This window comes from Pseudodesulfovibrio halophilus DSM 5663 (assembly GCF_059568665.1).
Genome location: NZ_JCANTV010000008.1, coordinates 253,056 through 279,069 on the forward strand (window position 1 = coordinate 253,056; position 26,014 = coordinate 279,069).

Consider the following 26,014-nt stretch of genomic DNA (forward strand, 5'->3'; position numbering starts at 1 on the left):
TCAGGGGGGAAGCCTATGCCCATCTACGAATACAAGTGCAAGGATTGCGAAAACGAGTTCGAGGAACTGGTCTTCAGCCATGACGAATGTCCGCCGTGCCCGGCCTGTAAATCCGGGGCGACCGAAAAGCTCATCTCCGCATGCAGGACCCGCATGGGTTCCGGGGAAGACTTCGGCGGCGAGACCGAATCCGCCCCCGCTGCGGCAAGCGCCCCTTCCGGCTGCGCAGGATGCGTGGGCGGCAACTGTTCCTCCTGCGGCTAGCGCCCAACCACACCGCTTCTCATGAAACAGAAAATCACCATCGCCACCCGCGGCTCCAAGCTCGCCCTGTGGCAGGCCAATCACATTTCCGCACTGCTTCGCGAAGAACACCCCGGTCTCGAAGTGGAGCTGCTCAAGATCAAGACCAAGGGCGACAAGATCCTTGACGTTCCGCTGGCGAAAGTCGGCGGCAAGGGCCTCTTCGTCAAGGAGATCGAGGAGGCTCTGCTGGACGGCCGCGCCGACATCGCGGTCCACTCCATGAAGGACGTGCCCACCGAGCTGCCCGAAGGGCTCGAAGTGGGCATCAACCCCGAACGCGAGGCGGCCACCGACACGCTGCTGTCCGTGAACTACCGAGGCCTTGCCGAACTGCCCGAGGGGGCGGTGGTCGGCACCAGCAGCCTGCGCCGCCAGTCACAGCTTCTGCTGCTGCGTCCGGACCTCGAGATCAAGTGGCTGCGCGGCAACCTCGACACCCGCGTGGGCAAGCTCATGAACGGCGAGTACGACGCCATCGTGGTGGCCACCGCCGGTCTGGTGCGCCTCGGCCTCTCCGCTCCCAAGTCCGAGATTCTCGGTCCGCCGGATTTCCTGCCCGCAGTGGCGCAGGGCGCGCTGGGCATCGAGTACCGCAAGGAAGACGCCGAAGTGCGCGGCATGATCGAATTTCTCGACCACAGGGAGAGCAAGTATCAGGTGCTGGCCGAGCGCGGCTTCCTCACCGGCCTCGACGGCGGCTGTCAGGTGCCCATCGCGGCATGGTCCCGCCTTGAGGGCGAGAAAATCATCCTGACCGGCTTCGTGGCGGACGAGGACGGCAGCCGTCCCATCCGCATGGAGCAGCAAGGGCACCGCGACGCGGCATGGGAGATCGGCACCGAGCTGGCCGAGCGCGTTCTGGCCGCAGGCGGCAAGGAAATTCTCGACAAGGTCTACGGACGCATCTAGCGGGTCAGACATGGACGAGCACGATCAGGCCATCCGGGAGCTGAGTTCTATCCCCGGCGTGGGGGACAGCATCGCGCAGGATTTGTACGAGCTGGGCTTCCGCGAGGTCGGGGATCTGAAGGATCAGGACCCCGAGGCCATCTACAGGAGCCTCATGGCGCTGGCCGACCAGCACGTGGACCGCTGCGTGCTCTACGTGTTCCGTTGCGCCGTGTACTTCGCTTCCACCACCTTCCATGACCCCGAGAAGCTCAAGTGGTGGAACTGGAAGGACCCGGAGATCATCGAGACCCCCTAGCCAAAGAGATCACACGCAAGAAGGCCCCGCTTCGGAATACCGGAGCGGGGCCTTTTCTTTCGGATATGTCGGGGAGCTAATTGGCCACGATGTTCACCAGTTTGTTGGGAACGACGATGACCTTGCGAACGGTCTTGCCTTCGATGTGCTTGACCACGTTCTCCTGCTCCATGGCGATCTTTTCCACGTCATCCTTGGGCGCGTTGTTCGGCACGTTCAGCCTGCCGCGAACCTTGCCGTTGACCTGCACCACCACGGTGACCTCGTCGAGGACCAGCGCGGATTCATCGTGCTCAGGCCATGGCTGTTCGGCCAGACGGGTACCGTGTCCGAGAGTCTCCCAGAGTTCTTCGCAAATGTGCGGGGCCACCGGGGAGAGTACCGTCAGCGCCGTGGCGATGGCGGAGGACAGGGCCTGCGGAGCGGACTCGCGCAGTTCGTCCTTGAGGCTGTACAGCTCGTTGACCAGTTCCATGACCGCGGCGATGGCGGTATTGAACTGGAAGTGGTTCTCGATGTCGTGCGTGACGCGCTTGATGGTCTCGTGCTCCTTGCGGCGCAGGGACTTGGCGGCGTCGGAAGCGGGGTCGGTGAAGCTCGCGGGCTTTGCCTGCGGCAACACGTCCTGCAGGTCTTCCACCAGCCGCCACAGGCGGTTGAGGAAGCGGTAGGCGCCCTCGATGCCCTGATCGGACCACTCGAGCTCCTTCACCGGCGGGGCGGCGAACAGGATGAACAGGCGCGTGGCGTCCGCGCCGTAGTGGTTGATCATGGCGTTGGGGTCCACCACGTTGCCCTTGGACTTGGACATCTTGCCGCCGTCCTTGAGGACCATGCCCTGCGTGAGCAGGTGCTCGAACGGTTCGTCGTTGTTGATGAACCCGGTGTCGCGCAGGGCCTTGGTGAAGAAGCGGGCGTAGAGCAGGTGCAAAATGGCGTGCTCGATGCCGCCGATGTACTGGTCCACGGGCAGCCAGTAGTCGATCTTTTCCTTGTCCCACGGCGCGTCGTCGTTGCGGGCGTCGCAGTAGCGCAGGAAGTACCAGCTGGACTCGAAGAAGGTGTCCAGGGTGTCGGTTTCCCTGCGTGCCTTGCCGCCGCACTGCGGGCACTCGCAGTTGACGAAGGAGTCCATGCCCGGAAGCGGGGACTTGCCGTCGCTGCGGGCCTGCGCGTCTTCCGGCAGCTTGACCGGCAGCTGGTCCTCGGGGACCGGCACCGCGCCGCAGGCGTCGCAGTAGATGACGGGAATGGGGGCGCCCCAGAACCGCTGGCGGGAGACGTTCCAGTCGCGCAGGCGGTAGTTCACGGTCATGCGGCCGAGGCCCGAGCCGTCGAGGTGTTCCACGATGGCCTTCTTGGCGGGCTCGTTCTCCATGCCGTCGAAGTCGCCGGAGTTCACGAGGATGCCGGGATCGGCGTATGCCTCGCTCATGTCCGCGACATCGAGGACGTCGCCTTTCGCGTGCAGTTCGGGCGGATTGATGACCACCTGAACCGGAAGTTCGTACTTGGTGGCGAATTCGAAGTCGCGCTGGTCGTGGGCGGGCACCGCCATGACCGCGCCGGTGCCGTAGGCCATGAGCACGAAGTTCGCCACGTAGATGGGCATCTCCCGGCCGGTGACCGGGTTGACGCAGTAAGCGCCCGTGAAGATGCCTTCTTTTTCGAGGTCGTCGGCGCCGCGCTTGATGCGGTCCATGTTGCGGACCTTGCTGACGAACTCGCGGACTTCGTCGGCCTTCTCGTAGCCTTCGATGAGCTCTTCCACCATGGGATGCTCGGCGGCCACGGACATGAAAGTCGCGCCGTAAATGGTGTCGGGCCGGGTGGTGAACACGTCGATCTTGCGGTCGGAGCCCTTGACGGAGAAGGTCAGTTCCGCGCCGTAGCTCTTGCCGATCCAGTTGCGCTGCATGGTCAGCACGCGCTCGGGCCAGCCCTTGTCGAGCTTGTCCAGGTCGGCCAGCAGTTCATCCGCGTAATCGGTGATGCGCAGGAACCACTGCTCCATGTCCTTCTGTTCCACCTCGGCGTCGCAGCGCCAGCACAGGCCTTCCTCCACCTGCTCGTTGGCGAGCACGGTGTTGCAGCCCGGGCACCAGTTCACCGGGGAGTTCTTGCGGTAGACGAGCCCCTTTTCGAGGAATTTCAGGAAGAAGAGCTGCTCCCACTTGTAGTATTCGGGACGGCAGGAGGCCACCTCGCGGCGCCAGTCGTAGGAGTATCCCAGCCGCTGGAGCTGCTCGCGCATCTCGTCGATGTTGGCGTAGGTCCACTCCGCGGGGTGGGAGTCGTTCTTGATGGCGGCGTTTTCCGCGGGCAGGCCGAAGGCGTCCCAGCCCATGGGGTGCATGACGTTGTAGCCGCGCATGGACATGAACCGCGCCACCACGTCACCGATGGAGTAGTTGCGCACGTGGCCCATGTGGATCTTCCCGGACGGGTAAGGGAACATCTCCAGCACGTAGTATTTGGGCTTGGCGGGGTCGGCCTCGACCTCGAAGCATCCGGACTCTTTCCAGATCTCCTGCCACTTGCCCTCGATTTTTTCCGGATGGTATTTTCCGATGGCCATTGCTCGAATTCCTTTATTTCGCTTTCAGTTCCTTGGCCGCGCCGTCGAGGATGCCGTTGATGAAGCTCTTGGAGTTGCCGTCGCCGAAAAGCTTTGCCAGCTCCACGGCTTCGTTTATGGCCGCCTTTTCCGGGATGTCGGTGAAGGCCATTTCGTAGAGGGCGAGCCTCAGGATCGCCAGCTCGACCTTGGCGATGCGCTCGATCTTCCAGTGCTGCGAGTGGGTGCGCACCAGCTCGTCGAGGCGGGCCAGGTGCTCCATCACGCCGAGATAGAGCGATCTGCCGAAGTCGCGGACGAAATCGTTTTCTTCGCTCTCCACCTGCGGGTTGCGCTCAAACGCGGCCTTCATCCCTTCCATGCCCGTTTCCGGAACCATGGATACGCCGTAGAGAACCTGAAATGCGAGCGTGCGGCCCATGCGGCGCACGCCCGGTCTGTTGCCTTTCTTCTTGCTCATCGGATGTTACAACTGCTCCATGACGCGGACGGTTTCCAGCAGAGCGGAAGCCGCTTCAACGCCCTTGTTGCCGGCCTTGGAGCCGGCGCGTTCGATGGCCTGTTCCAGCGTGTCGCAGGTGAGGACGCCGAAGCTGATGGGCAGGTCGGTTTCGAAGCTGGCCTGAGCCACGCCCTTGGCGCACTCGTTGGACACGAAGTCGAAATGCGGGGTGGCGCCGCGGATCACCGCGCCGAGGCAGACCACGCCGTCGTATTTGCCGGAGCGGGCGAGCTTGCGCGCCACCAGCGGCATTTCGTATGCGCCGGGCACGCGGATGAGGGTGAGGTCCCCTTCATCGGCGCCGTGGCGCACGAGGTAGTCCACCGCGCCGCCGGTGAGGCGGTCCACGATGAAGTCGTTGAAACGGGCGGACACGATGGCGATCTTGAGCCCCTGAGCCTGCAGCTTGCCTTCGATGGTCTTGACGTTCATTGGATTATCCTCCGCGTCTGAAAGACGTTTCTATTCTTCATCCTCGAGGGTCAGCATGTGGCCCATCTTGGATTTCTTGGTCATGAGATACTTGTGGTTGACCTCGCACGCGCCCGCCTCGATGGCGACCCGCTCGACGATCTCCAGCCCGTAGCCTTCGAGTCCGACCATCTTCTTGGGGTTGTTGGTCATCAGGCGCATCTTGGAGATGCCGAGTTCCACCAGAATCTGGGCGCCCACGCCGTAATCGCGCAGGTCCGGCGGGAAGCCGAGCTTCATGTTCGCTTCCACGGTGTCGTAGCCCTGATCCTGCAGGTGGTAGGCGCGGATTTTGTTGCCGAGGCCGATGCCCCGGCCTTCCTGCCGCATGTACAGCAGCACGCCCTTGCCCTCGTTGCGGATCATGCACATGGCGTCCGCGAGCTGGTTGCCGCAGTCGCAGCGCAGGGAGCCGAACACGTCGCCGGTGAGGCACTCGGAGTGCACGCGCACGAGCACGGGCTCGTCGGGCTTGATGTCGCCCATGTACAGGGCGATGTGGGTCTTGTCGTCGGTGCTGGACTTGAACGCCGCGCTCTTGAAGTGGCCCCAGCGCGTGGGCAGCTCGGCTTCGGCCTCCTTGGTGACGGAGTAGTTGCCGAACTTCATGCGGTAGGCGATGAGGTCTTCCACCGAGCAGATCTTGAGTCCGTGCTCCTTGGCAAAGGGGATCAGGTCCGGCATGCGGGCCATGTTTCCGTCCTCGCGCATGATCTCGCAGATCACGCCGGCGGGCTTGAGTCCGGCGAGACGGCACAGGTCCACGGAACCTTCGGTCTGACCTGCGCGAACCAGCACGCCACCGTCCTTGGCCCGCAGCGGGAAGATGTGGCCGGGGGTGACGATGTCCTCGGGGACCGCGTCGTCGGCGACGGCGGTGAGGATGGTGGTGGCTCGGTCGAAGGCCGAGATACCGGTGGTGACACCCTCGCGGGCCTCGATGCTGACGGTGAAATTGGTGCCGAACTGGGATTTGTTGGACTGGGCCATGAGCGGCAGCTGGAGGCGGTCGACCATGTATCCGTCCATGGCCAGGCAGATGAGGCCCCTGCCGTGGGTGGCCATGAAGTTGATCATTTCCGGAGTGGTCTTCTCGGCGGCACAGACGAGATCGCCTTCGTTCTCGCGATCCTCGTCATCCACCATGATGACCATTTTGCCTTGCCGGATGTCTTCAATGGCTTCTTCGATGGTGCACAGCGGCATATAGCTTTACCTCGTTGAAAGAACGTATTTCACGGGCCGGGAAACCGGCGCTTCGGTCGTGATTTTGGAACCCCTCTACTTACATTAAAAGGGTTCGATAAGGAAATGGAAAAATGAAGGGTGAAAAGATGAGTTTTTGTAGGTGGATATCTTTGGAAATTGTCGCAGAGCCTCACGCTCGTGCGTAATGCTGTTCATCGGAGCAGCCCCGGAGGTTGAGGAGAGCGGACACAAAGGCGCGGCCGTGAAAGAAAAAGCCCGGCCCGCAAATGCGCGAACCGGGGGTTCAGTCGGAATGTCCTGCCGAATCAGATGCCGCTGGCGATGGCGTGTGCTTCGTCCGCGCCGCCGGAGAGGGTAACGCCGCGCTCGCGGGCCATGCGGTCGAGCATGTTCATCTGTCTGCGCGAGAGCGCGCCGCCGTCAAGGCTGCGGCCCGCGTCGTAGATGCCCACCACCTCGTCGATGACGGTGACGCTCCTTGCCCGCCGATGCCAGTCGAGCGTGTTCATGTAGTCTGCCTCGTAAAGTCCCTGATGCCGCCAGCCGCCGCAGCGGTCCAGCACCAGCTCCCGCGACAGGCAGAGACAGAGCGGGTCTATGTTTCCCTGACGCACCACCGAGCCGCCGTCGCGAACCGGGATGTGCGGCTTGTCGAAAGCCAGCTGGGTGTCGACGCGTCCTATGACCATTTCCGCGTCCATGTGCATCAGGTAGACCTGAAGCGAACGCGGCTTGAGCTGGTTGTCGTCGTCGAGGAAAATGATCTTTCGCCCGCGCGAAATCTTCAGCAGCAACTGGCGGATGCCGTTTCCCCAGTCGTTGTCGGGCGGAAAATTGATACAGCGAAGGGGAAAGGGCGCCGAGAGGCGTTCCCCTTTGATGCCGTCGTAACCTATGAGCATTTCCACCGATTCAGGTGGAATCCCGGAGTGCAGAACCGCACGCTCGACGCTCTTCACCGCCATTTGCAGCGCGCGGGGCCGCCGTCCTGTGCTCGGCGTGATGATACTGAAGAGTACATTGCCGTCCATGGCCGTGCTCCCCTCCCTTCGCATCCTTGCGAAAGGTTTTGTCCTTGTTTGAGACAGTTCGGTTCATATGCTGTATCGGACAGATGCCCCGCCATCTTTAGGGTGGGCAACGGTTTCCCGTAACGCCCGCCCAACCTTGCCAAAAAGCGTGGAGTATGCTCTCTGGACCGCAGGAGAGTCGCACATGAAGACATGCATATTTCTGCCGCCGGTCAACAAGCCCACGGGCGGCATCACCGTGCTCAGGCAGATCGCCGATATCCTGCACGCGGCAGGTCGCGAAACGTATCTCGTGGCGCGGGACAAAGGCGGCTGGCGTCCCGGCGGGCTGAAGGACGAGGCTCCCGTGCTGGAATGGGACGAACTGAAGCTCGCCCCCGGCGACCGCTGGCTCGTGCCCGAAGGATGGGTCAATGCCCTCGCTCCGGGGCTCGACGCTGGGGCCGACTGCATCAGCTACGTTCAGAACTGGGCCTATCTCTTCTCGTCGCTGCCGCAGGGCGTGAGTTGGGATCGGCTGCCCGTGCGCTTTTTCTCCGTATCCGACCCCGTGCGCCGGTTCATAGCCGAGACCGTGGGGCGCGACGCACCCGAGCTGCGGCCCGGCATCGACCCAGAAATCTTCCACCGGGGTGACGGTGCCCGCACCGGAATAATCCGCGTGGCCTACATGCCACGCAAGAACAAGTCGCTTGCCGCACAGATCACCGCCGCCTTCGAGGCCCGCTGCGGCAGGGAGCGCGTCCGGTGGGTGCCCGTGCAGGGCATGGACGCCTTCGGCGTGGCCGACACGCTGCGCAGGAGCCACATCTTTCTCATGACCGGATTCCCCGAAGGCTGCCCGCTGCCGCCGCTGGAGGCCATGGCCTGCGGCTGCCTCTGCACCGGTTTTTCCGGCTACGGCGGCTGGGACTACATGCGTCAGGCGGAACCCGCGCCGCGATTCACCCCATGGTGGCCGCTGCGCGACGTCCCATGGGGCGGCAACGGCCTCTGGAGCGCCGACGGCGACGTACTCGACGCGGCCCTGTGTCTCGAGACCGCCGTGAAGTGGTGGGAAGGGCAGCCCCCGGAGCTGGCCGCCACCCTCGAGAACGCCCGGCTCACATCGGCAGCCTATTCCCCGCAGGCGCAGCGCGAGGCTGTCCTGCGCCTGCTCGGCTAGAAACGGTCGTTGATTCCCGGTCCGCTTGGGAGTATGACCGTCCCGTCATGGCAAAAAAGAAAAAGAAGAACAGACCCGAACCGGAAACCCTCGGCCTGCCCGCCGTCGGCGTCGAATCCCACGCCCACATGGATCTAGAGGACTTCGACGAAGATCGCGAGGCCATCCTTGACCGTGCCCGAGCCTGCGGCATCAAACACCTCGGAAACGTCTTCCTCGGCCCCGACGCCTTCGAGGCCAACCGTTCGCTTTTCGACAACCGACCGGAGATATTCTTCCTGCTCGGCGTTCACCCCAATGATTCCGCAAGCTACGAGTCATCCCAAATAGCCCGAATGCGCACCCTGTTCCGCTCGGAGCCGCGCCTCAAGGCAGTGGGCGAAATCGGCCTCGACTATTACTGGGAGCGCGTCCCGCACGAGATCCAGAAACGGGCCTTTGCCGAACAGCTCGAACTCGCCTGCGAACTGAATCTGCCGCCGGTTATCCACTCCCGAGACGCCCACGATGACACCGTGGCCGTCCTCAAGGAATGCGGCTTCGCCGGAAAGCCCGTGCTCTGGCACTGCTTCGGCTCCGGGCCGGACTTCGCCCGCGAGCTGCTCGACCTCGGCTGGACCATCTCCATCCCCGGCCCCGTCACCTATCGCAAAAACGACGAACTGCGAGAGGCCGCAACCATCATCCCCCTCGACCGCATGCTCGTTGAAAGCGACTGCCCGTTCCTCTCCCCGGAACCCTGGCGCGGCAAGCGCAACCATCCCGCACTCACCGGCTTCACCGCCGCCTTCATCGCCGAACTCAAAGGGCTCTCCGCCGAAACCGTCTGGGAAGAAACCGGGAAGAACGCAGTACGGTTTTTCGGGTTATAGTGTGCCTCCGGCGGCCAGAGGAAGGGGAGGAGGGAACCTTTTCCAAAAGGTTCCCTCCTCCCCTTCCTCTGGACTCCTTCCCCTCCACCTTCCAAAACGTTTTGGGTTGCCAAGCCGTACGAGGCTTTCCGAAAGCTGAAGCGCGTATGCGGCTTGGCGGATGCTGACAGTGGGCGTATGTTTTGAAAAATGAAATAGCCCAAGCAGTTCCAAGTCCGTCAGCCAAAACTCACAGAATCATAAATCCCCGTCAGCGGGGTTGCTGCTTGAACGCGATTTGTGCGGTCGCATGGACCTGGCAGCGGCAACCTCGCTGACAACTCAGGGATTCCAAAGGGGGCCCGCCCCTTTGGCCCGCCGGAGGCATTGCCGTTTCGCACGAGTTGCAGGTTTCGGCCTGTCGGTCGACCTTCTTTTTTGCCGGCGCAGAAAAAAGAAGGCAAAAACTGCGCTGTTGGGGTGGCCGCCGCTCTCGGCGAGAGGCTCTATGACGCGGTCACTGCTCTGGGTGAAACGTCTGTGGCCACAGACACCACCCGGACCTGCGTGACCGGTCAAAAGAGCCTCTATGCCTCGATCGGCATTGCTGGGGTTCTGGTTGACGGGAGAAGATGTTTTGATGGGAGTTCTGAAAGGGGAGTATGTGAGCAGAGAGGTCTCTTTTTGATTGAATTCTGTTAACGGAGTCCGTCAGCCAAAACCCACAGAATCATAGATCCCCGTCAGCGGGGTTGCAGCTTGAACGCGATTTGTGCGGTCGCATGGGCTTGGCAGCTGCAACCTCGCTGACAACTCAGGGATTCCAAAGGGGGCCCGCCCCTTTGGTCCGCCTGAAGGGCCCGCAGGAGGCACAAAGGCATAACTGAAGGTGTCGTGAAAAAGGGCATCCGGGTCTTGTTTTCAGGCGCATAACCGCTTAGTGTCGAGGAACATGGAAAAAACAGTTTTCGGTTCGAAAGACAGGAAGGGCATTCGTCGTGCCATCGTGCTACCTTGGAGCAAGTCGTTTGAGATCAGCTTCAAGAGTTTGCGTGTGCGTTTTTTCCGTTCGATGATCACGGTGAGCAGTTTGGTGCTGGCGGTGGCGTTTCTGGCTTTCGTTCTGGTAAGTTTGAACGTTGCCGAGGGCGTTTTGATCAGCGGCGGGGAGGACGCGGCAAAGAAACTTTTGGATGCCGGGTATGATGTCCGGGCGGAGTCGGGCACTGTTGCGATGACGCCCAAGGAGCGCTGGATCGTGTTTCTTTCCATGCTGGTCTGCGTGGTGGGGATCGTGAACGCGCAGCTCATGTCCGTGACCGAGCGGTTCCGTGAGATCGGCGTCATGAAATGTCTTGGTGCGCTGGATGCCATTGTGCTTCGGCTGTTTTTGCTGGAGGCGGCGATGCAGGGCATTTCCGGTTCGCTGGCAGGGGCGCTCGCCGGCGGGCTGTTTGCGTGGCTGGCTGGCTGGATTCGGTTCGGGTTCGATGCAGTGACCTCGATACCTCTGGAGAGCGTCGCGTTGTCATTGGGAGCCGCCCTGCTCGGGGGACTGCTGCTCAGTGTGGCGGGGGTGCTGTATCCTGCGGTGGTGGCCGCCCGCATGCGGCCGGTGAATGCCATCCGGGCGGAACATTAAGGGAGAGCGATGAATCAGGACAAGCACGTCATCGTCCGCGTCGTCAAAGTCAGGAAGACGTTCACCATGGGCAAGGTGGAGGTTGAGGCTCTCAAGGGCGTGGACCTTGAAATATTTTCCGGTGAATACATTTCCATCATGGGGCCTTCCGGGTCGGGGAAGTCCACGCTGTTCAACATGATCGGCGGGCTGGACAAACCCACGGACGGCAAGGTGTTCATCGACGAGGTGGACATCTCGCAGCTCGACGCCTACGAGCTGGCGTGGCTGCGCAACCGCAAGATCGGCTACATCTTTCAGACGTTCAACCTGATTCCCGTCATGAGCGCGCTGGAAAACGTCACGCTGCCCATGACCTTTGCGGGAATGAACGAGGATGACGCCCGGGACAAGGGTATGGAACTGCTGGAGCTGGTGGGGCTGCAAAAGCGGCACGACCACAAGCCGCTCGAGCTTTCGGGCGGGCAGCAGCAGCGGGTGGCAATTGCGCGTGCCCTGGCGAACGACCCTTCCATCATTCTGGCTGACGAGCCCACCGGCAACCTCGACCTGACCACGGGTGAGGAGGCCATCGAGATTCTGCGTTCACTTTCCGCCGAGCGCGGCGTCACCATCATCTCCGCAACGCACGATTACAAGATGCTCAACGTCTCCGACCGGGTGGTCTGGATCAGCGACGGCATGGTGGACCGCGTGGAGAACCGCGAGGAGCTGGATATTTCCGTGGGCGGCATCCAGCAGCCCGGAAAAGGGAGCTGACGCATGCGCCGCGCCGTCCTCTTCGCGATTCTCGGCCTCCTGTGCCTGCTCGTCTCTGTACCGGCTTTCGCCGGAGTGCAGGGGGACGCGGTCATCCGCGAACTGTCCTCAATACCGGATCGCACACCGGGCAGTGAGGGCGCGCGTGAGGCGGCTTCACTTGTTCTGAACAGGCTCGAGGACATCACTTCGCAGCTTCCGGGCACCAAATCCGGCAGGCAGACGTTTCGCGTGGGGCGGGTGCACCGCGGCGGTGCGACCATTTCTCTGAAAGGGGCCGATGCGGTCTACCGACCGAAACAGCTGACTTCCAATGCGCTTGCTCCGGGCGCGATTCCGCCGCCGGGGTATACCGGTCCGGCGCTGTACGCGGGCAAGGGCACGCTCTCCGAATTCACCGGGCTCGATGCCGAGGGTGCGGTGGTCGTCATGGAGCTTGCTTCCGGCAAGAACTGGAACAACGCGGCCATGCTGGGTGCGCGGGCCATCATCTTCGTGGGGCCGGGCCGCGATATCCAGAACGCCCGGAGCCTCTTCGCCATCAAGTACGAGCCGACCCCGGTGGACCTGCCTTTTCTCTGGCTCCCGGAGGATCAGGCCGAGGCGTTTCTGGGGTCTGACTTTCGTCAGCGCGGGCCTCGCGATCTGGGGCAGTGCACCCTTACCGCCGATGCCCGCTGGACGCGGGAGCAGGGGGAGAACGTCTGGGTCCACATTCCGGGCAGCGATCCGGAACTTGCCGATGAGTTGCTGATCGTGCAGGCGTTTCATGACGCCGGAGGCTGGGTGGCCGGAGCTTCGCCGGGAGCGGATCAGGCCGCGTCCGCTGCGGCGCTGGCCGATGTCGCGGCGGAGTTCGCCGGCAATCCGCCGGAGCGGAGCGTCCTCTTGCTCTCGGCCGGAGCCTCAGCGCAGGCACAGCTTGGAATGCGCGAGTTCACGCAGGCCATCGCCGTGGACGGCGGGGTGCTGCGCGAACGGCGTGAGCACCTTGAGAAACGACTTTCGGACGCCGAGAAAACCCTCTGGCTCCTGGACCGTGACAACCCTCTCGATCTGGAGATGCTTGAATCCGATACGGACGAAGAGCTGCTGCGCACGGCTTTCCGACGCGTGGTGCGCAACCGCGAGGACGTGCTCACCACGGATCTGATGCGGTTGCGGCTGCTGGGCAAGGCCGCGGACCAGAACGAGATCGACAGGCTGGCCGAGCAGCGCATGGAGCTCAAGCGGTTGCAGTGGGTGCAGGCCACGGGCGGCGATGTGACCCTCAAGGAGAGCGAGCGGGCGTTGCTCGGGACTTTTCTGCGGGAAGCGCGCAGGCAGGAGCGGCGCATCATCGAGGACGCGCGGCAGCAGCTTGAAGATTTGAAGAGCCTGTTCGAAGTCCGGGACCTCGTGGGCGACAGGCCCGTGGCGGCTCACATCGGGTTGCATCTCTCCAGCCACGGCAATGGAGTGGGCGGCTTCGACAAGGGCTGGCTCTACCACCTCAAGCCGCATGTGAACCGCACCCGCTTTTTCTCCGGCATTCACGACATCATGAACGAGGCGGCCGAGAAGCTGCCCGCGAGTCAGCGCTCGCTGTATCAGGGGACCTTGCGGCCCAGCGCGGTGCGCTCGTGGCAGAGCTACCTGCCGGACAACCCGGAGATGGGCGGCGAACCCATGGCTGTTGCGGGGCGGCGCGGCTTCACGCTGGCGACGCTGCATGACGCGCGCGCCAAGTGGCATACGCCGTTCGACACGCCGGACGCCATCGACAGGGATTTTCTCGACAGGCAGTCCAGCACCGTGACGGCGCTGGTGAAGGCCCTGGCAAGCACGCCGATGAACAATCCCGGAGAGCTCAAGAAGAACCGGTACTGCGTCCTGACCGGGCGGGCCAACCTGCTTCGCAAGGGCGAAATCTTTCCTGACAAGCCCGGAACGGGCGGGGTCATGCTGGCCTTCCAGTGGACCACGCGCATGTATTCCATGGTGGACTCCGAAGGCATTTTTCGCGTGCCGGGGCTGGCGAGCAAGAAGATCAGCTACCACAAGGCGGTCATCGAGGGCTTCGGTTTCGACCCGGACACCGGGCTCGCCGAGTGGGCCATCAACAAGCCCAAGACCGGCAAGGCCAACTATCGCGTCAAGATGAGCCGCTCGCAGATGAAGACGGGCCTGACCCTCTTCAACTGTACCCAGACCACGCTCTATGACATGTTCGACCCGCGCACGTTCAAGTACCTGTACCGTCCGAAGCTCATCGACGCGCGCACCGAAGCGCCGCCGATCAACTACTGGTACAGCCGTCTCGACACGCGCTGGTCCACGCTGGGAACGCTCTTTCTGGAACCGGAAACGCCCATCAAGCTGACCCTGTCGGATACGGTCATCGACAAGAAGGTGCTCCTGCTCAATGCCGACAAGGAGCATCCCATGGGCACGGGCTACCTCGCCAAGAACTGGCCCGTCATCCCCCTCACCGAATATCGCGCCGCGCGCGACATGTGGCGGCTGCTGGCCCCGCGTATCCGTGCGCTGGAGAGTCGCGGCATCGTCAACGACCGCATCCGCGGCCTCTGGCAGCGCGGTCTCGATGATCTCCAGCGGGCCGAGGAGCTGCGGGAGGATCGCAACTGGCGCAGCTTCGTGGAGTCCGCGCGCGCCTCGCTTTCCAAGGCATCGCGGGTCTACAACGACGTGGACAAGACCCAGCAGGACGTGCTGATCGGCGTGCTGTTCTATGTGGCGCTGTTCATCCCGTTCGCCTACTGCATGGAGCGGCTGGTCTTCGGCTACGCGGACATCAAGAAGCGCATCGTGGCCTTTCTGGGGATGCTCGGACTGGTCATCGGGGCCATCTATGCGGTGCATCCGGCCTTTGACCTGACCTACAGCCCCCTCGTGGTGGTGCTGGCCTTCTTCATCCTCGGGCTTTCGCTCATCGTCGGGCTCATCATCTTTTTCCGTTTCGAGCGTGAGATGGTGGAGCTTCAGCAGCGCTCCAAGCATATCCGCATTTCCAACCTGAGCGCCACCGCTGCGTTCGGCGCGGCTTTCTCCCTCGGGGTCGGCAACCTGCGCAGGCGGCCCATCCGAACGGCCCTGACCCTTATCACACTGATAATCCTGACCTTCACCATCATGAACTTCACCACCGTGAAGTCGGTGCGGGAAAAGGGCTGGTCGCGCTTCAGCGACACCGCTTCCTATGAAGGGCTGTTGCTCAAGTACTTCAACTGGCAGGATATGCCGCTGGAGTCGCTCTCCGTGGCCCGATCCGCTTGGGGCAAGGAGGGTATCGTCACACCGCGTGCATGGTACGCCCCGCACGATATGTCCCGGGCGGCGATGATTCCTGTGAACCGAGACGAGATGGAGGCGGTCGCGCGCGGCGTGGTCGGCCTCTCGCATCTCGAACCCATGGTCTCGGGGCTGGACTCCATCCTGACTGCGGGAAGATGGTTCAAGACCGGCGAGCGCGCCGTGGTCATGCTGCCCGAGCGCATCGCCAGGCAGCTGAACGTGGACCCGGAAGACCCGAAGCGGAACATGGTGGACATCTGGGGATTCGACCTCAAGGTGGTGGGCGTCTTCGCGGACACCGGCCTGCGGGACAACCCGGACCTTGACGGCGAGCCGATCACGCCCATCGTCTATCCCAACGAGGCCGCGTCGCGGCTCTCCGACGTGGAGGCCGAGGCCATCGACGAGGGCGAGGAGGTGGTTACGTACCAGTCCCGCTACCGTCACATTCCTGGCTACGAAACCGTGATCATCCCGGCCGACGTTCTGCTCTCCATGGGCGGCGGCGCGGGCAAGCTCAAGGGCATCGCGGTCAAGCCGCTCACATCGGAGCAGCCCGGCGGAGACCTCGGCGATCGCTTCGGCATGATGATCTTCAGAGGCGGCCCCGACGGCACCTCGCTTTACTACACGGCCAATACCGTGAGCTATGCGGGCGCGGCCAATATTCTGATACCCGTGCTCATCTCTATCCTGATCGTGCTCAACACCATGATCGGCAGCGTCTACGAACGCAAGGGCGAGATCGCGGTGTACACCTCCATCGGCCTCGCGCCGCAGCATGTGGCCTTCCTGTTCATCGCCGAGGCGCTGGCCTTCGCGGTCATCTCGGTTGTCTTCGGCTACCTGCTGGCGCAGGGGGCGGCGGCGTTCCTAGCCGGTACGCCGCTGTGGGCGGGCATGACCGCCAACTATTCATCCACCGCGGGCGTGGCCGCCATGCTGCTGGTCATCGCCGTGGCGCTGGTCTCGTCCATCTATCCGGCCAAGGTGGCGGCGCGCATCGCCATCCCGGACGTGAACCGCTCGTGGACCATGCCCGAACCCAAGGGCGACACCCTGACGGTGGAGCTGCCGTTCCTCATCAAGCTCTCCGAGCAGTTCAGCGCTGGCGGCTTCCTGCGCGACTACTACATGGCGCACCACGACGTATCCCATGGCGCGTTCTGCACGGATGACGTGGAATGCACCTTCGTGGACAGGGATCAGTCCGCCTTCCGCGACCAGTCCATCCTCTCCGGGCTCACCGGCGAGCAGCTGGATCAGGACGACTTCTGTTTTGACATGAACCTGCGCGCATGGCTGGCGCCTTTCGACTTCGGCGTGCGGCAGAAGGTGCATATCATCTTCTGCCCTTCGGAAATCTACAAGGGCTTCAGGCAGGTGCGCGTGAGCATCACGCGGGAAGCGGGCGAAGCCAAGGCGTGGCAGAACCTCAACCGAACCTTCATCAATGATCTCAGAAAGCAGCTTCTGGCCTGGCGCTCCCTCGACGAGGAGGCCAACAAGAGTTTTGCGGAAGAGCTTCGCGGCCACATCGACCGCAAGCTCGGCGGCGTGAAGGAGGACCTGTCATGAACGGCATACGAATCCGCTCGATCGTCCTCGGCCTGCTCTTCGGCATCGTCATGAGCGCGGTGACACCCTACAACAGCGCCGTGCTCGGCAACACGCCCGTGGGCTCGGGCTCGTTCCCGCTGGCGCCGTTCTTCATCGCTGCGTGGCTCTATGTGATCTGCGCGGTGCAGTCCGCAGTCGGCGGCGGCAGGTCGTGGCTGCGTGGCTCCGAGATACTCGTCATTTGGGCCATGACCGCGCTGTTCGCCACCATCTCGTACGGCGGGCTGGCCGAAAGTTTCTTCGTCAACATCACGGCCCCGGAGCGTTTCGCGTCGGAAGGGTACCGCTGGGCCGAGGCGCTGCAGCCTTTCCTGCCCGACGCGTGGTATCCCTCCGATCCCGACACCGTGAAGCTGCTCTACGACGGGCTGCCCGACGCCCGCGAGATGAACTACGGCGAGATCGCGGCAGGCATTCCGTGGATATCGTGGCTGCCCGTACTTGGGGTCTGGTCCGTTTTCATCCTCGCGTCCTATTTCGTGATGATCTGCCTGATGCGGCTCTTCGGCCGCCAGTGGGTGGTCAACGAGCGTGTGACCTTTCCCATGCTGCGCACCCCTCAGATCATGGGGCAGGCGCTGGACGACGGCCAGTCCGGGCAACTCTGGACGAACCGCTTTCTGCTCTGGGGGCTCGCGCTGGCCCTGTGCCTGCACGCGGTCAACGGTCTGAGCAAGTACTATCCGGTCATCCCGGAGATTCCGACACTGATTCTGGCCGGGAAGTATTTTCCCAAGTTCGGCCTGTTCTCGGGCTTCCACAAGCTCAAGCTGGCCATCGTGCCCGCCTTCATCGGGTTCGCCTTCCTCACCACGCGGCAGATCAGCTTCAGCCTGTGGGGCTTTCACATTCTGGCGGGGCTGCTCTTCGGCCTGCTCTACGTGCTCGGCTGGCAGCTGCCCGAGGCCGCGCTCGGCACAACCTTCGGACCGGACCTCGCGCGGCCGGAAGCCGCACAGACCATCGGGGCCTATGTCATATTCTTCATCTTTCTGGTCTGGCTCGCCCGGCATCATCTCAAGGAAGTCTGGATATGCAGCGTCCGCCCGGTGTGCGCCCCGTTCATCAGCGGCGCGCCCGAAAGCGCGGAAGCGCCCAAGGAGTGGACGCCGCCCATCTGGCCTTTGTGGGGAACCGTCCTCGGACTGCTCTTCCTCGCTTTCTGGTGCTGGTACTTCGGGCTGCCTCCGCTCGCGGCCCTGCTGCTGCCCGGCGCGTTCTTCATCGTGATGCTGGTGACGGCCCGCGCCGTCTGTCAGGGCGGGGTCCCGTTCCTGACGCTCACCGCCGCACCTAGCGACGGACTCACCGGTCTCTTCGGGTCCGGCTTCTTCGGCTCCGCCGGAATCGCCGCCACCGCCGTCATGCAGAAGGTGCTTTTTCTGGACGTGAAGGACTCGGTCATGCCGACCCTGTTCCACTCCTGCAAGGTCTCGGAGCGCTCCATCAAGCGCAGGATGGTCATCGGCGCGCTCGGGCTTTCCCTCGTACTGGCCGTCGCCGCAGGGTTCGCCGTGATGCTCATGCTCTGCCACAAGTACGGCATCAGGGAGTTGAATCTCGACTGGGCCACCCAGACCGTCATCGCCAACTATGAGAGCGCGCAGCGCCTCGTGGACGTGCCCACCGGCCCCAACAAGTGGATGATCCTCTATTCGTCAGCGGGCGCGGTGGTCATGGGGCTGCTCATCTTTTGCTACTACCGCTTCCCCTGGTGGCCCCTGCATCCCATCGGATATCTGGTCTGCTACTCGGACACGCTCAAGATTTTGTGGTTCAGCATGTTCCTCGGCTGGCTCTGCAACCACCTGTGTCTGCATTACGGTGGTACCAAGCTGTACAACAAGCTGCGCTTCCTGTTCGTGGGGCTGATACTGGGAGATTTTCTTTCAGGAGGATTCTTCGCCGCGCTCGGTGCGTGGACCAGAACGGTCTACAACGTGTTCCCGTTCTGACCGTGCCCAGCCCCCTCGGACGAATGGTTTTCAGGTGAGGTGCGACCGACGGTGCAGTCGGGTGAAGAAGAACGTGACCATGCCGACGAGGAGCACTGCCGCCCAGAGCCCCAGGACATCCCACGAATTCAGGCGGCCCTCTTTTTCTCTGGGAATCCAGCGGGAGAGAATCTCCGCCCTGCGATCGGCCGGGATGTTCTGAAATCCTTCGTTGATGAGCATGACCAAGTGATCATTTCCGCGAAGGACCGCCGGCTGCAAATCCCGCTCATACGCGAACTCCAGCCAGAGAAACCGGCTCCGTTGCCCCAGCTGTTCCAGCTTCCACTCGGCAAGGGCCGTGTCCATCAGGAAATACGCAACCGATCCCTGTTCCAGCGCATGAAACAGCGCCTCGGCTGTAGGGTAGTAGTCCACCGGCTTGCCGCGCCTGTGGTCTCGAAGGAAATCCACGGCATAGTCACCCATCACGACGGCAAGCGGCTTGTCGATCCCCGAATTTGTCTTCTGGATGGCAAGGTGGCGCGATGCGAAATAACTGCCCGAATACTTTGTCAGTGAACTGGCAAAAGAAAATGTCATCGCACGCTCGGGACTGTAGAACAATCCGCCGATGACATCCGCTCCGCCTTCCTTGACCAGCTGAAAGGTCTTGTTCCACGCAGTAAGTCGAAAACACACGGGAATGCCTGTTGCAGCTTCCCATTCGCGCCAGAGGTCAATGATTAGCCCCGAAGGGCGCCCCTCGTCATCCCGAAAGGAAAGCGGCGGCATGGCTTCGGCATGCGTGACGATGATGCTTTCCGGAATAGCCTGATTCCGGCCAAGGCACTCGGTCGGCAACAACACCGACAGCATTATGCAAAATAGCATCAATCGCATCGAAAGCACGTATCAGACTTCCTGGTGAGTAACAACTGATGAGTTTTGAAAATTCATGCGTGTTCAATGCAGGTTTCGGCCTGTTGGCCGACCTTCTTTTTTGCTTGCGCAGAAACAAGAAGGCAAAAACTGCGCTTTTGGGGGTGCGCCACCGCTCTCGGCGAGAGGCTCTATGACGCGGTCACTGCTCCGGGCGAATCATCTGGATGCACCAGACACCGCCCGGACCCGCGTGACCGGTCAAAAGAGCCTCTATGCCTCGATCGGTATTGCTGCGGTACTTGGTTAGCGGGAGAGGATGGTTTGTTGTGACTTCAAACGGGAAACTTGTGCGCCAAGAGAGTCCCTTAGGGTGTTGATTGGTTTGCGGAGTTCGTCCGCCAAGAACCACAGACACCAAAACCTCGTCAGCGGGGTTGCAGCTAGGACGCGGATTATGCGGCCGCATGGACCTAGCAGCTGCAAGCTTGCTGACAACCCAGGGATTCCAAAGGGGGCCCGCCCCTTTGGTCCGCCTAAAGGGCCCGCCGGAGGCAAAAAGAAGGCCTTGCGCGGTCCGCGCAAGGCCTTCTTTTTTGGATTCCTGTGTGGGGTTTAGGCTTCGATTTTTTCGAGGCCGCCCATGTAGGGGCGCAGTGCTTCGGGCACGATGATGGAGCCGTCTGCCTGCTGGTAGTTTTCGATGACTGCGACGAGGGTTCTTCCTACGGCGAGTCCGGAGCCGTTGAGGGTGTGGACGAACTCCTTCTTTTTGGAGTCCTTGGGCTGGAACTTGATATTGGCTCGTCTGGCCTGAAAGTCCTCACAGTTGGAGCAGGAGCTGATTTCGCGGTATTTGTCCTGTCCGGGCAGCCAGACTTCGAGGTCGTAGGTCTTGGCGGCGGAGAAGCCCATGTCGCCGGTGCAGAGGGCGATGACGCGGTAGTGCAGGCCGAGCTTCTGCAGGATGGTTTCGGCGCGTGCGGTCATGGTTTCGAGGGCTTCATAGGATTTGTCGGGATGGGCGAAGTTGACCATTTCAACTTTGTAGAACTGGTGCTGCCGGATGAGTCCCTTGGTGTCCTTGCCGTAGCTGCCGGCTTCGGAGCGGAAGCAGGGGGTGTGGGCGCAGAAGAGGATGGGCAGCTGGTCTTCGCTGAGGACTTCGCCGGAGTAGAGGTTGGTCAGGGGCACTTCGGCTGTGGGGATCATGTAGTAGTCCCAGCCTTCGAGCTTGAAGAGGTCTTCCTCGAATTTGGGGAGCTGTCCGGTGCCGGTCATGGTCTGTCGGTTGACCATGGTGGGGGTGACCATCTCGGTGTAGTCGTGCTCGGTGACGTGGGTGTCGAGCATGAACTGGGCGAGGGCGCGTTCGAGACGTGCGGCCCAGCCCTTCTGGACGCAGAAGCGCGAGCCGGTGAGCTTGGCGGCGCGTTCGAAGTCGAGACCGTCGAGTTCGGTGCCGAGGTCCCAGTGCTCGCGCGGGGCGAAGTCCATTTCTGGCTTTTCGCCCCAGTAGCGCAGGACCGGGTTGTCGTCTTCGGATTCGCCGAAGGGCACGCTTTCGTGCGGGATGTTGGGAACGGCCATGAGCCATTCCTTTTCGGCGGCTTCGACTTCGGAGAGTTCGGCGTCGAGCTCCTTGATGCGGGCCGAGACCTTGCCCATGCGTTCCATGATCTCGGTAGTGTCCTGCTTTTCGCGCTTGAGCTTGCCGATCTCGGCACCGGCCTTGTTGCGTTCGGCCTTGAGTTCCTCGACTTCGTTGATGAGCTTCTTGCGGTTGGCGTCGAGGGCGGCGAACTCATCCACGTCGAGATTGGCGCCTCGGCGTTTGAGGGCTTCGCGAACCTTGTCCGGGTCGTTCTGCATCAGTTTCAGGTCAAGCATGGATCGTCTCCAAAATGGTGTATACCTCCCGTACCGGATGCCGGGTCGGGAGCGGCGGGCGTGGGGGCCGCCGAAAGCTCGGCCCTCCGTGGGAGGGCCGTGGTTGATTCACGTTAGAACGTTACGTTCCGGGCCGCTTCGAGGGTCTTCTCGAAATCTTCGTCCGTGTGGGCGAAGGAGGTGAAGGTGCACTCGAAGCCGGCGGGAGCCAGATTGACGCCCTGCGCCTGCATCTGCTGCCAGAAGGTGGCGTAGGTGTCGGCGTTGCTGGCCGCGGAGCCGCGCTGGTCCACCACGGGCTGGTCCGTGAAGTAGATGGTGAAGGCCGAAGCCATGCGCACCAGCGTGGCGGGTTGACCTTTTCCGCGCAGGATGGCGGTCAGCTCTTCTGCGAGCCTGGTGGTGCGCTGTTCGAGAGCGTCGTAGTCGCACTCCTGAAGGCGCTTGAGGGTGGCGTATCCTGCGGCCATGGCCACGGGGTTGCCGGAGAGGGTCCCGGCCTGAAACACGCCGCCGCACGGGGCCATGTGGTTCATGATCTCGCGTTTGCCGCCGTAGCAGCCGACGGGGAAGCCGCCGCCGATGATCTTGCCGAGGGTGGTCAGGTCCGGCTCGATGCCGAAGCGCTGCTGGGCGCCGCCGATACTGAAGCGGAAGCCTGTGATGACTTCGTCGAAGATGAGCAGGGCGCCGTATTTGGTGCACAGGGCGCGCAGACCTTCGAGGAAGCCGGGTTCGGGCAGCACGAGGCCCATGTTGCCGGCCGCGGGCTCCACGATGATGCAGGCGATGTCGTCGCCGTTTTCGGCGAAGTGCCTTTCCACGGCTTCAAGGTCGTTGTAGTGGGCAAGCAGGGTGTGCTTGACGATGTCCTCGGGCACGCCGGGGGTGCCGGGAACGGTGGCGGCGGCGGAGCCTGCGGCGGCGAGGAACGAGTCGGCGTGGCCGTGGTAGTTGCCGATGAACTTGACCACCTTGCTGCGGCCGGTGTAGCCGCGCGCCAGCCTGAGGGCGGACATGGTGGCTTCGGTGCCGGAGGAGACCATGCGCATCATCTCCATGGAGGGGATGAGTTTGGAGATCTCTTCGGCCAGAAGAATTTCACCCTCGCAGGGTGCGCCGTAGCTGGAGCCGAGGTCGACGGCCTTGTGGGCGGCGTCGTTCACGGCCCTGTCGCAGTGTCCGAGAATCTGGGGGCCCCAGCTCAGGACGTAGTCGATGTATTCGCGGCCTTCGACGTCCCAGACGCGGGAGCCTTGTGCGCGGGCGATGAATGCGGGTTCGCTCTTGACGTAGCGGCAGGCGCGCAGGGGACTGTTGACGCCGCCGGGCATGAGAGTCTGGGCCTTGGCGTAGAGTGTCTTGGAGTCCATCATCAATCCTTGTCGTATTTGAAGTAGACCATGGAGGTCTTTTTGAGTTCGCGCAGGCTCCTGAGGGTGCAGTGGTCGGTGATGCCGACCTTCTTTTCCAGATCCGCGACGATCTCGTCGGTCTCGCCGGGGCGCTTGCCGTGGATCATGGTGTAGAAATTGTACTGCCACTCGGGATAGGTGCGGCGCACATAGCAGTGGCTGATGGCGGGGCAGGATGAGAAAATCTCGCCCGCTTCATCCACGCGCTCGTCGGGGACTTTCCATGCGACCATGGCGTTGTGTCCGTAACCGGCCTTCTGATGCCGCAGCGTGGCCCCGAAGCGACGGATCACGCCGCGCGCCTTGAGGGTCTTGAGAAGGCTGATGACCTCTGCCTCGTCGGCTCCCGCGGCTTCGGCGATCGCCTTGAACGGCTCGGGGCCGTCAGGGATGTCGCCGCCCGCCAGCGCGAGGATCCGTTCTTCTTTTTCCGTGAATTGCATAGCCATGCGCATGGTCTTAACCGCTCACGGAGGCGGTTGCAAGTTGCCAGTTGGCCGTAAAGGTGTAAACTGTCAGGCATGGACGATCCAAGAGCATACGCAGTCAAGTCGGAAAACGGTGGAAACGGGCCGGTGGCCCTCTGGATGCACCGCGAACACCGGGCGCGCGACAACCACGCGCTGCTCTTCGCGCAATCGCTCGCCGAGCGGCGCAAGGTGCCGTTGGTGGTGCTCTACGGGTTGGCACCGGCGTTTCTGGAGGCTGCGACGCGGCAGTTCGACTTTCTGTTGCGCGGCCTGCGCGAGACCACGGCGATACTGGAGTCGAAGGGAATCCCGTTCCTCATGCGCCTCGGCTCGCCGGACGAGGTGGTGCCGGAGATGGTGCGCGAGCTGAATGTCTCCGCGCTGGTCATGGACTTTGACGTGCTGCGGCTCAAGCGCGGCTGGATGAAGACCGTTGCCGACTCGGTTCAGGGCGAGGTCTGGGAGGTGGACTCGCGCAATACGGTCCCGTGCCGGGTGGCTTCTGACAAACGCGAGTACGCGGCGCGGACCATCCGCCCCAAAATCCACAAGAGGCTCTCCGAGTTTCTGGTGGAGCCGCCGGAGTTGCCGGAGCATCCGTTCCCCCTGAAGGAGCGCCCGGAAAGCGCCAGCTTTGAAGAGGCGTTTCAGTACGTGCGGCAGGCCCCGGCGTTGCCGGAGACCGACTTCGTTCCGGGCGAGGAGGCTGCGGCCGAGCGGCTTGAGGCGTTCATCGGTGAAGAGCTGGACAGCTACGGCAAGGGGCGTAACGTGCCGACCACCCCCGGCGTATCCCGACTTTCGCCGTATCTGCATTTCGGACAGATATCCGCGCTGCGAGTGCTCTGGGAGGTGACGGCGCGCGGCAGGGACAGGGACTCTGTTGCCGCATACGTGGAGCAGCTCGTTGTGCGCCGCGAGCTTTCCGACAACTTCTGTTTCCACGATCCGGACTATGACAACCCGGGCTGCTTCGCGGACTGGGCCGTGGGAACACTCGAAGACCATCTGTCTGACGACCGGCCTTATGTCTATTCGCTGGAACAGCTTGAAAAGGCGGCCACTCACGATGATCTGTGGAATGCCGCGCAGCTGGAGATGGTGCGCACCGGCCACATGCACAACTACATGCGCATGTACTGGGCCAAGAAGATTCTGGAGTGGACCCCGCATTACGCCGAGGCCATGGAGCGGGCCATTTACCTCAACGACCGCTATCAGCTCGATGGACGCGATTCCAACGGCTATACGGGCGTGGCGTGGTCCATCGGCGGTGTGCACGACCGGGGCTGGGCCGAGCGACCCATATTCGGCAAGATTCGTTACATGAGCTATAACGGAGCAAAGTCGAAATTCAGGATAAGGGAGTACATAGACGCCCAGACGCGGCCGTCGCTGCTCTAGAGGGGGCGGTTCGGAAGGCTCATGGCTGCTTTTCCGCAGCCTTGTCCATCAGCTTGAGTTGTCGGCGGGCGCTTGCGTTGTCCGGGTTGAGTTCCAGGGCGGTCTCGAAAAACGGACGCGCCCGCTCCGGGCTGCCGGCGTTGAGAAAGACGTTGGCGATGTTCACGGCCACACCGTCGCCGTACTTCGGCAGGGCCGGGTCCAGTTCGAGGGCCTTGCGGATGCTGGAGAGCGCTTCGCCGCGACGGTTGCCGTCGTGCCAGGCAAGGGCCTGGTTGTAATGCAGGCCCGCGTCCTTTGGTGCGATGCCGAGCGCACGGTCGTATTCTTCCACGGCCTCGCGCCATTTCCCTTGCCGCCGCAGAGCGATGCCCAGACGGTTGAAGGTGTCGATGTCGCTTTCGTCGAGGCTGTCCTTTTTGGCGTCCAGCGAATCCTTCAGGTACCGTGCAGCCATGCCCGGTGCCTGCTTCTCCACGGCGGTGGCGATGCCGGAGGCCACGCTGGAGTAGAGCGAAGGCAGTTCCTCCTGCACCAGCTCGAGACAACGGTCGAAATACTCTCCGGCGCGCTCCTGATCGTCCCGGCGCATGTAGGCTTCGCCTATCTCCTGCTTGCGGGTGGGGTTGAACGGGCTGATCCAGTCCAGCTTGGTGAGGTATTCGAGGACCTTGTCGTCATCCAGTCCCTTGAAGGCCGTTACCAGACGCTTCAGGGGTTCCAGATACATTTCGGCTTCGCTGTGGGCGCGGAGGTAGGCGCTTATGGCCGCTTCACGCTGATCTCGCGCCATGTGGATGTCGCCCAGCAGCATGAGTCCGGCGGGGCTGCCGGGCTTGATCTCGAGGATCCGGCGGGCCACTGCCTCGCTGCCGTCGTAGTCCGCGTCCGCGAGTCGCTGATGCCCTTCGGACATGAGCGTGCGCAGGTCGTCGGGGGGCTTGATGGCGTTGGCCATCTTCTCCAGCATGTTGTTGATGGAAACGGGTTTGACCACCACGCCGGCGATGCCCAGCTCGAAGAGGTAGGCGATGTTTCCGGCCTGCACTTCGGCCGTGAGCAGGACGATCTTCGTGTCGGGAAACTGCTGCGAGACCGCGAGCACCACGTCGGCCCCCGAGCGTCCGTTGAAACGGTGCTCCACCAGCATCAGCGCCGGACGACCTGCCTGATTGAGTTCCTTGAGGGTCTTCATGGCCGTCTTGCGGCTGCCTGTGCTCACAAGGCAATCGCGCCGGGTGTCCACCACCCGGTGGACGGCAGAGCGCAGAGTGCGGTGGATGACCTTGTCGTCCGACAGGGCCACCACCACGCCGTCGCGGTTTTCCACGAAGTCCACCAGTGCACTCAGGCCGGATACGGCCATACGTCTCCCCCCGTGTCC

Annotated in this window: 20 protein-coding genes; 10 read left to right on the forward strand and 10 right to left on the reverse strand. The window is 62.7% G+C overall.

Annotated elements, in window-relative coordinates:
* The first annotated feature begins 15 nt into the window (after positions 1 to 15).
* From BR24_RS03300 to BR24_RS03310, 3 genes are read left to right on the forward strand one after another with little or no spacing between them, the layout of a single operon-like run.
* Positions 16 to 264, forward strand: coding sequence for an FmdB family zinc ribbon protein (locus tag BR24_RS03300; protein WP_018125963.1), 249 nt, complete (start codon positions 16 to 18; stop codon positions 262 to 264).
* Between the two features lie 21 nt (positions 265 to 285).
* On the forward strand, positions 286 to 1,215 hold the full coding sequence (gene hemC / locus BR24_RS03305) for a hydroxymethylbilane synthase (RefSeq protein WP_496540080.1): 930 nt from the start codon (positions 286 to 288) through the stop codon (positions 1,213 to 1,215).
* A gap of 10 nt (positions 1,216 to 1,225) precedes the next feature.
* On the forward strand, positions 1,226 to 1,513 hold the full coding sequence (locus BR24_RS03310) for a helix-hairpin-helix domain-containing protein (RefSeq protein ID WP_496540081.1): 288 nt from the start codon (positions 1,226 to 1,228) through the stop codon (positions 1,511 to 1,513).
* A 76-nt stretch (positions 1,514 to 1,589) separates the two neighbouring features.
* Here BR24_RS03310 and leuS read toward each other — a convergent pair whose 3' ends face one another.
* The 5 genes from leuS to BR24_RS03335 all read right to left on the reverse strand — a co-directional run bounded on the left by leuS (position 1,590) and on the right by BR24_RS03335 (position 7,304).
* Positions 1,590 to 4,091, reverse strand: coding sequence for a leucine--tRNA ligase (leuS, locus tag BR24_RS03315; protein ID WP_496540082.1), 2,502 nt, complete (start codon positions 4,089 to 4,091; stop codon positions 1,590 to 1,592).
* A 13-nt stretch (positions 4,092 to 4,104) separates the two neighbouring features.
* Entirely contained in the window at positions 4,105 to 4,551 is a 447-nt protein-coding gene (nusB, locus tag BR24_RS03320; RefSeq protein WP_496540083.1) for a transcription antitermination factor NusB, read from the reverse strand.
* A 6-nt stretch (positions 4,552 to 4,557) separates the two neighbouring features.
* On the reverse strand, positions 4,558 to 5,025 hold the full coding sequence (gene ribH, locus BR24_RS03325; protein ID WP_496540084.1) for a 6,7-dimethyl-8-ribityllumazine synthase: 468 nt from the start codon (positions 5,023 to 5,025) through the stop codon (positions 4,558 to 4,560).
* Between the two features lie 30 nt (positions 5,026 to 5,055).
* Complete coding sequence (locus BR24_RS03330; protein ID WP_496540085.1) at positions 5,056 to 6,270, reverse strand: bifunctional 3,4-dihydroxy-2-butanone-4-phosphate synthase/GTP cyclohydrolase II; 1,215 nt, start codon at positions 6,268 to 6,270, stop codon at positions 5,056 to 5,058.
* Between the two features lie 308 nt (positions 6,271 to 6,578).
* A complete protein-coding gene (locus BR24_RS03335; protein ID WP_496540086.1) occupies positions 6,579 to 7,304 on the reverse strand; it encodes a glycosyl transferase family 2 in 726 nt (241 codons plus the stop codon).
* A 184-nt stretch (positions 7,305 to 7,488) separates the two neighbouring features.
* On the opposite strand from BR24_RS03335, the gene BR24_RS03340 reads away from it, so the two are divergent.
* From BR24_RS03340 to BR24_RS03365, 6 genes are all read left to right on the forward strand, one after another.
* Entirely contained in the window at positions 7,489 to 8,469 is a 981-nt protein-coding gene (locus BR24_RS03340) for a glycosyltransferase family protein (protein ID WP_496540087.1), read from the forward strand.
* Positions 8,470 to 8,516: 47 nt separating this feature from the next.
* Entirely contained in the window at positions 8,517 to 9,341 is an 825-nt protein-coding gene (locus BR24_RS03345; protein ID WP_496540088.1) for a TatD family hydrolase, read from the forward strand.
* Between the two features lie 931 nt (positions 9,342 to 10,272).
* Entirely contained in the window at positions 10,273 to 10,962 is a 690-nt protein-coding gene (locus BR24_RS03350; protein ID WP_496540089.1) for an ABC transporter permease, read from the forward strand.
* 9 nt (positions 10,963 to 10,971) lie between these two features.
* On the forward strand, positions 10,972 to 11,721 hold the full coding sequence (locus BR24_RS03355) for an ABC transporter ATP-binding protein (protein ID WP_496540090.1): 750 nt from the start codon (positions 10,972 to 10,974) through the stop codon (positions 11,719 to 11,721).
* Between the two features lie 3 nt (positions 11,722 to 11,724).
* Positions 11,725 to 16,593, forward strand: a complete 4,869-nt coding sequence (locus BR24_RS03360) for an FtsX-like permease family protein (protein ID WP_496540091.1) — start codon at positions 11,725 to 11,727, stop codon at positions 16,591 to 16,593.
* Positions 16,590 to 18,590 (forward strand): DUF6785 family protein, encoded by a 2,001-nt coding sequence (locus BR24_RS03365; protein ID WP_496540092.1) that lies wholly within the window; start codon positions 16,590 to 16,592, stop codon positions 18,588 to 18,590. Before BR24_RS03360 ends, BR24_RS03365 begins: the two co-directional genes overlap by 4 nt.
* A 30-nt stretch (positions 18,591 to 18,620) precedes the next feature.
* Here BR24_RS03365 and BR24_RS03370 read toward each other — a convergent pair whose 3' ends face one another.
* The 4 genes from BR24_RS03370 to ahbB form a co-directional block, all read right to left on the reverse strand.
* Positions 18,621 to 19,472: a transporter substrate-binding domain-containing protein gene (locus BR24_RS03370; RefSeq protein WP_496540354.1), complete on the reverse strand. Its 852-nt coding sequence runs from the start codon at positions 19,470 to 19,472 to the stop codon at positions 18,621 to 18,623.
* 594 nt (positions 19,473 to 20,066) lie between these two features.
* Positions 20,067 to 21,341 carry a serine--tRNA ligase gene (gene serS, locus BR24_RS03375; RefSeq protein WP_496540093.1) on the reverse strand — a complete coding sequence of 425 codons (1,275 nt, stop codon included), beginning with the start codon at positions 21,339 to 21,341 and terminating at the stop codon, positions 20,067 to 20,069.
* Between the two features lie 113 nt (positions 21,342 to 21,454).
* Entirely contained in the window at positions 21,455 to 22,717 is a 1,263-nt protein-coding gene (gene hemL, locus BR24_RS03380) for a glutamate-1-semialdehyde 2,1-aminomutase (RefSeq protein WP_496540094.1), read from the reverse strand.
* The gene (ahbB, locus tag BR24_RS03385; protein ID WP_496540095.1) at positions 22,717 to 23,205 is read right to left on the reverse strand and encodes a siroheme decarboxylase subunit beta; all 489 of its coding nucleotides are present in this window, start codon (positions 23,203 to 23,205) and stop codon (positions 22,717 to 22,719) included. Before ahbB ends, hemL begins: the two co-directional genes overlap by 1 nt.
* 72 nt (positions 23,206 to 23,277) lie before the next feature.
* On the opposite strand from ahbB, the gene phrB reads away from it, so the two are divergent.
* Positions 23,278 to 24,630, forward strand: coding sequence for a deoxyribodipyrimidine photo-lyase (phrB, locus tag BR24_RS03390; RefSeq protein WP_496540096.1), 1,353 nt, complete (start codon positions 23,278 to 23,280; stop codon positions 24,628 to 24,630).
* Between the two features lie 19 nt (positions 24,631 to 24,649).
* Here phrB and BR24_RS03395 read toward each other — a convergent pair whose 3' ends face one another.
* Positions 24,650 to 25,996, reverse strand: a complete 1,347-nt coding sequence (locus BR24_RS03395) for a tetratricopeptide repeat protein (protein ID WP_496540097.1) — start codon at positions 25,994 to 25,996, stop codon at positions 24,650 to 24,652.
* Between the last annotated feature and the right edge of the window lie 18 nt (positions 25,997 to 26,014).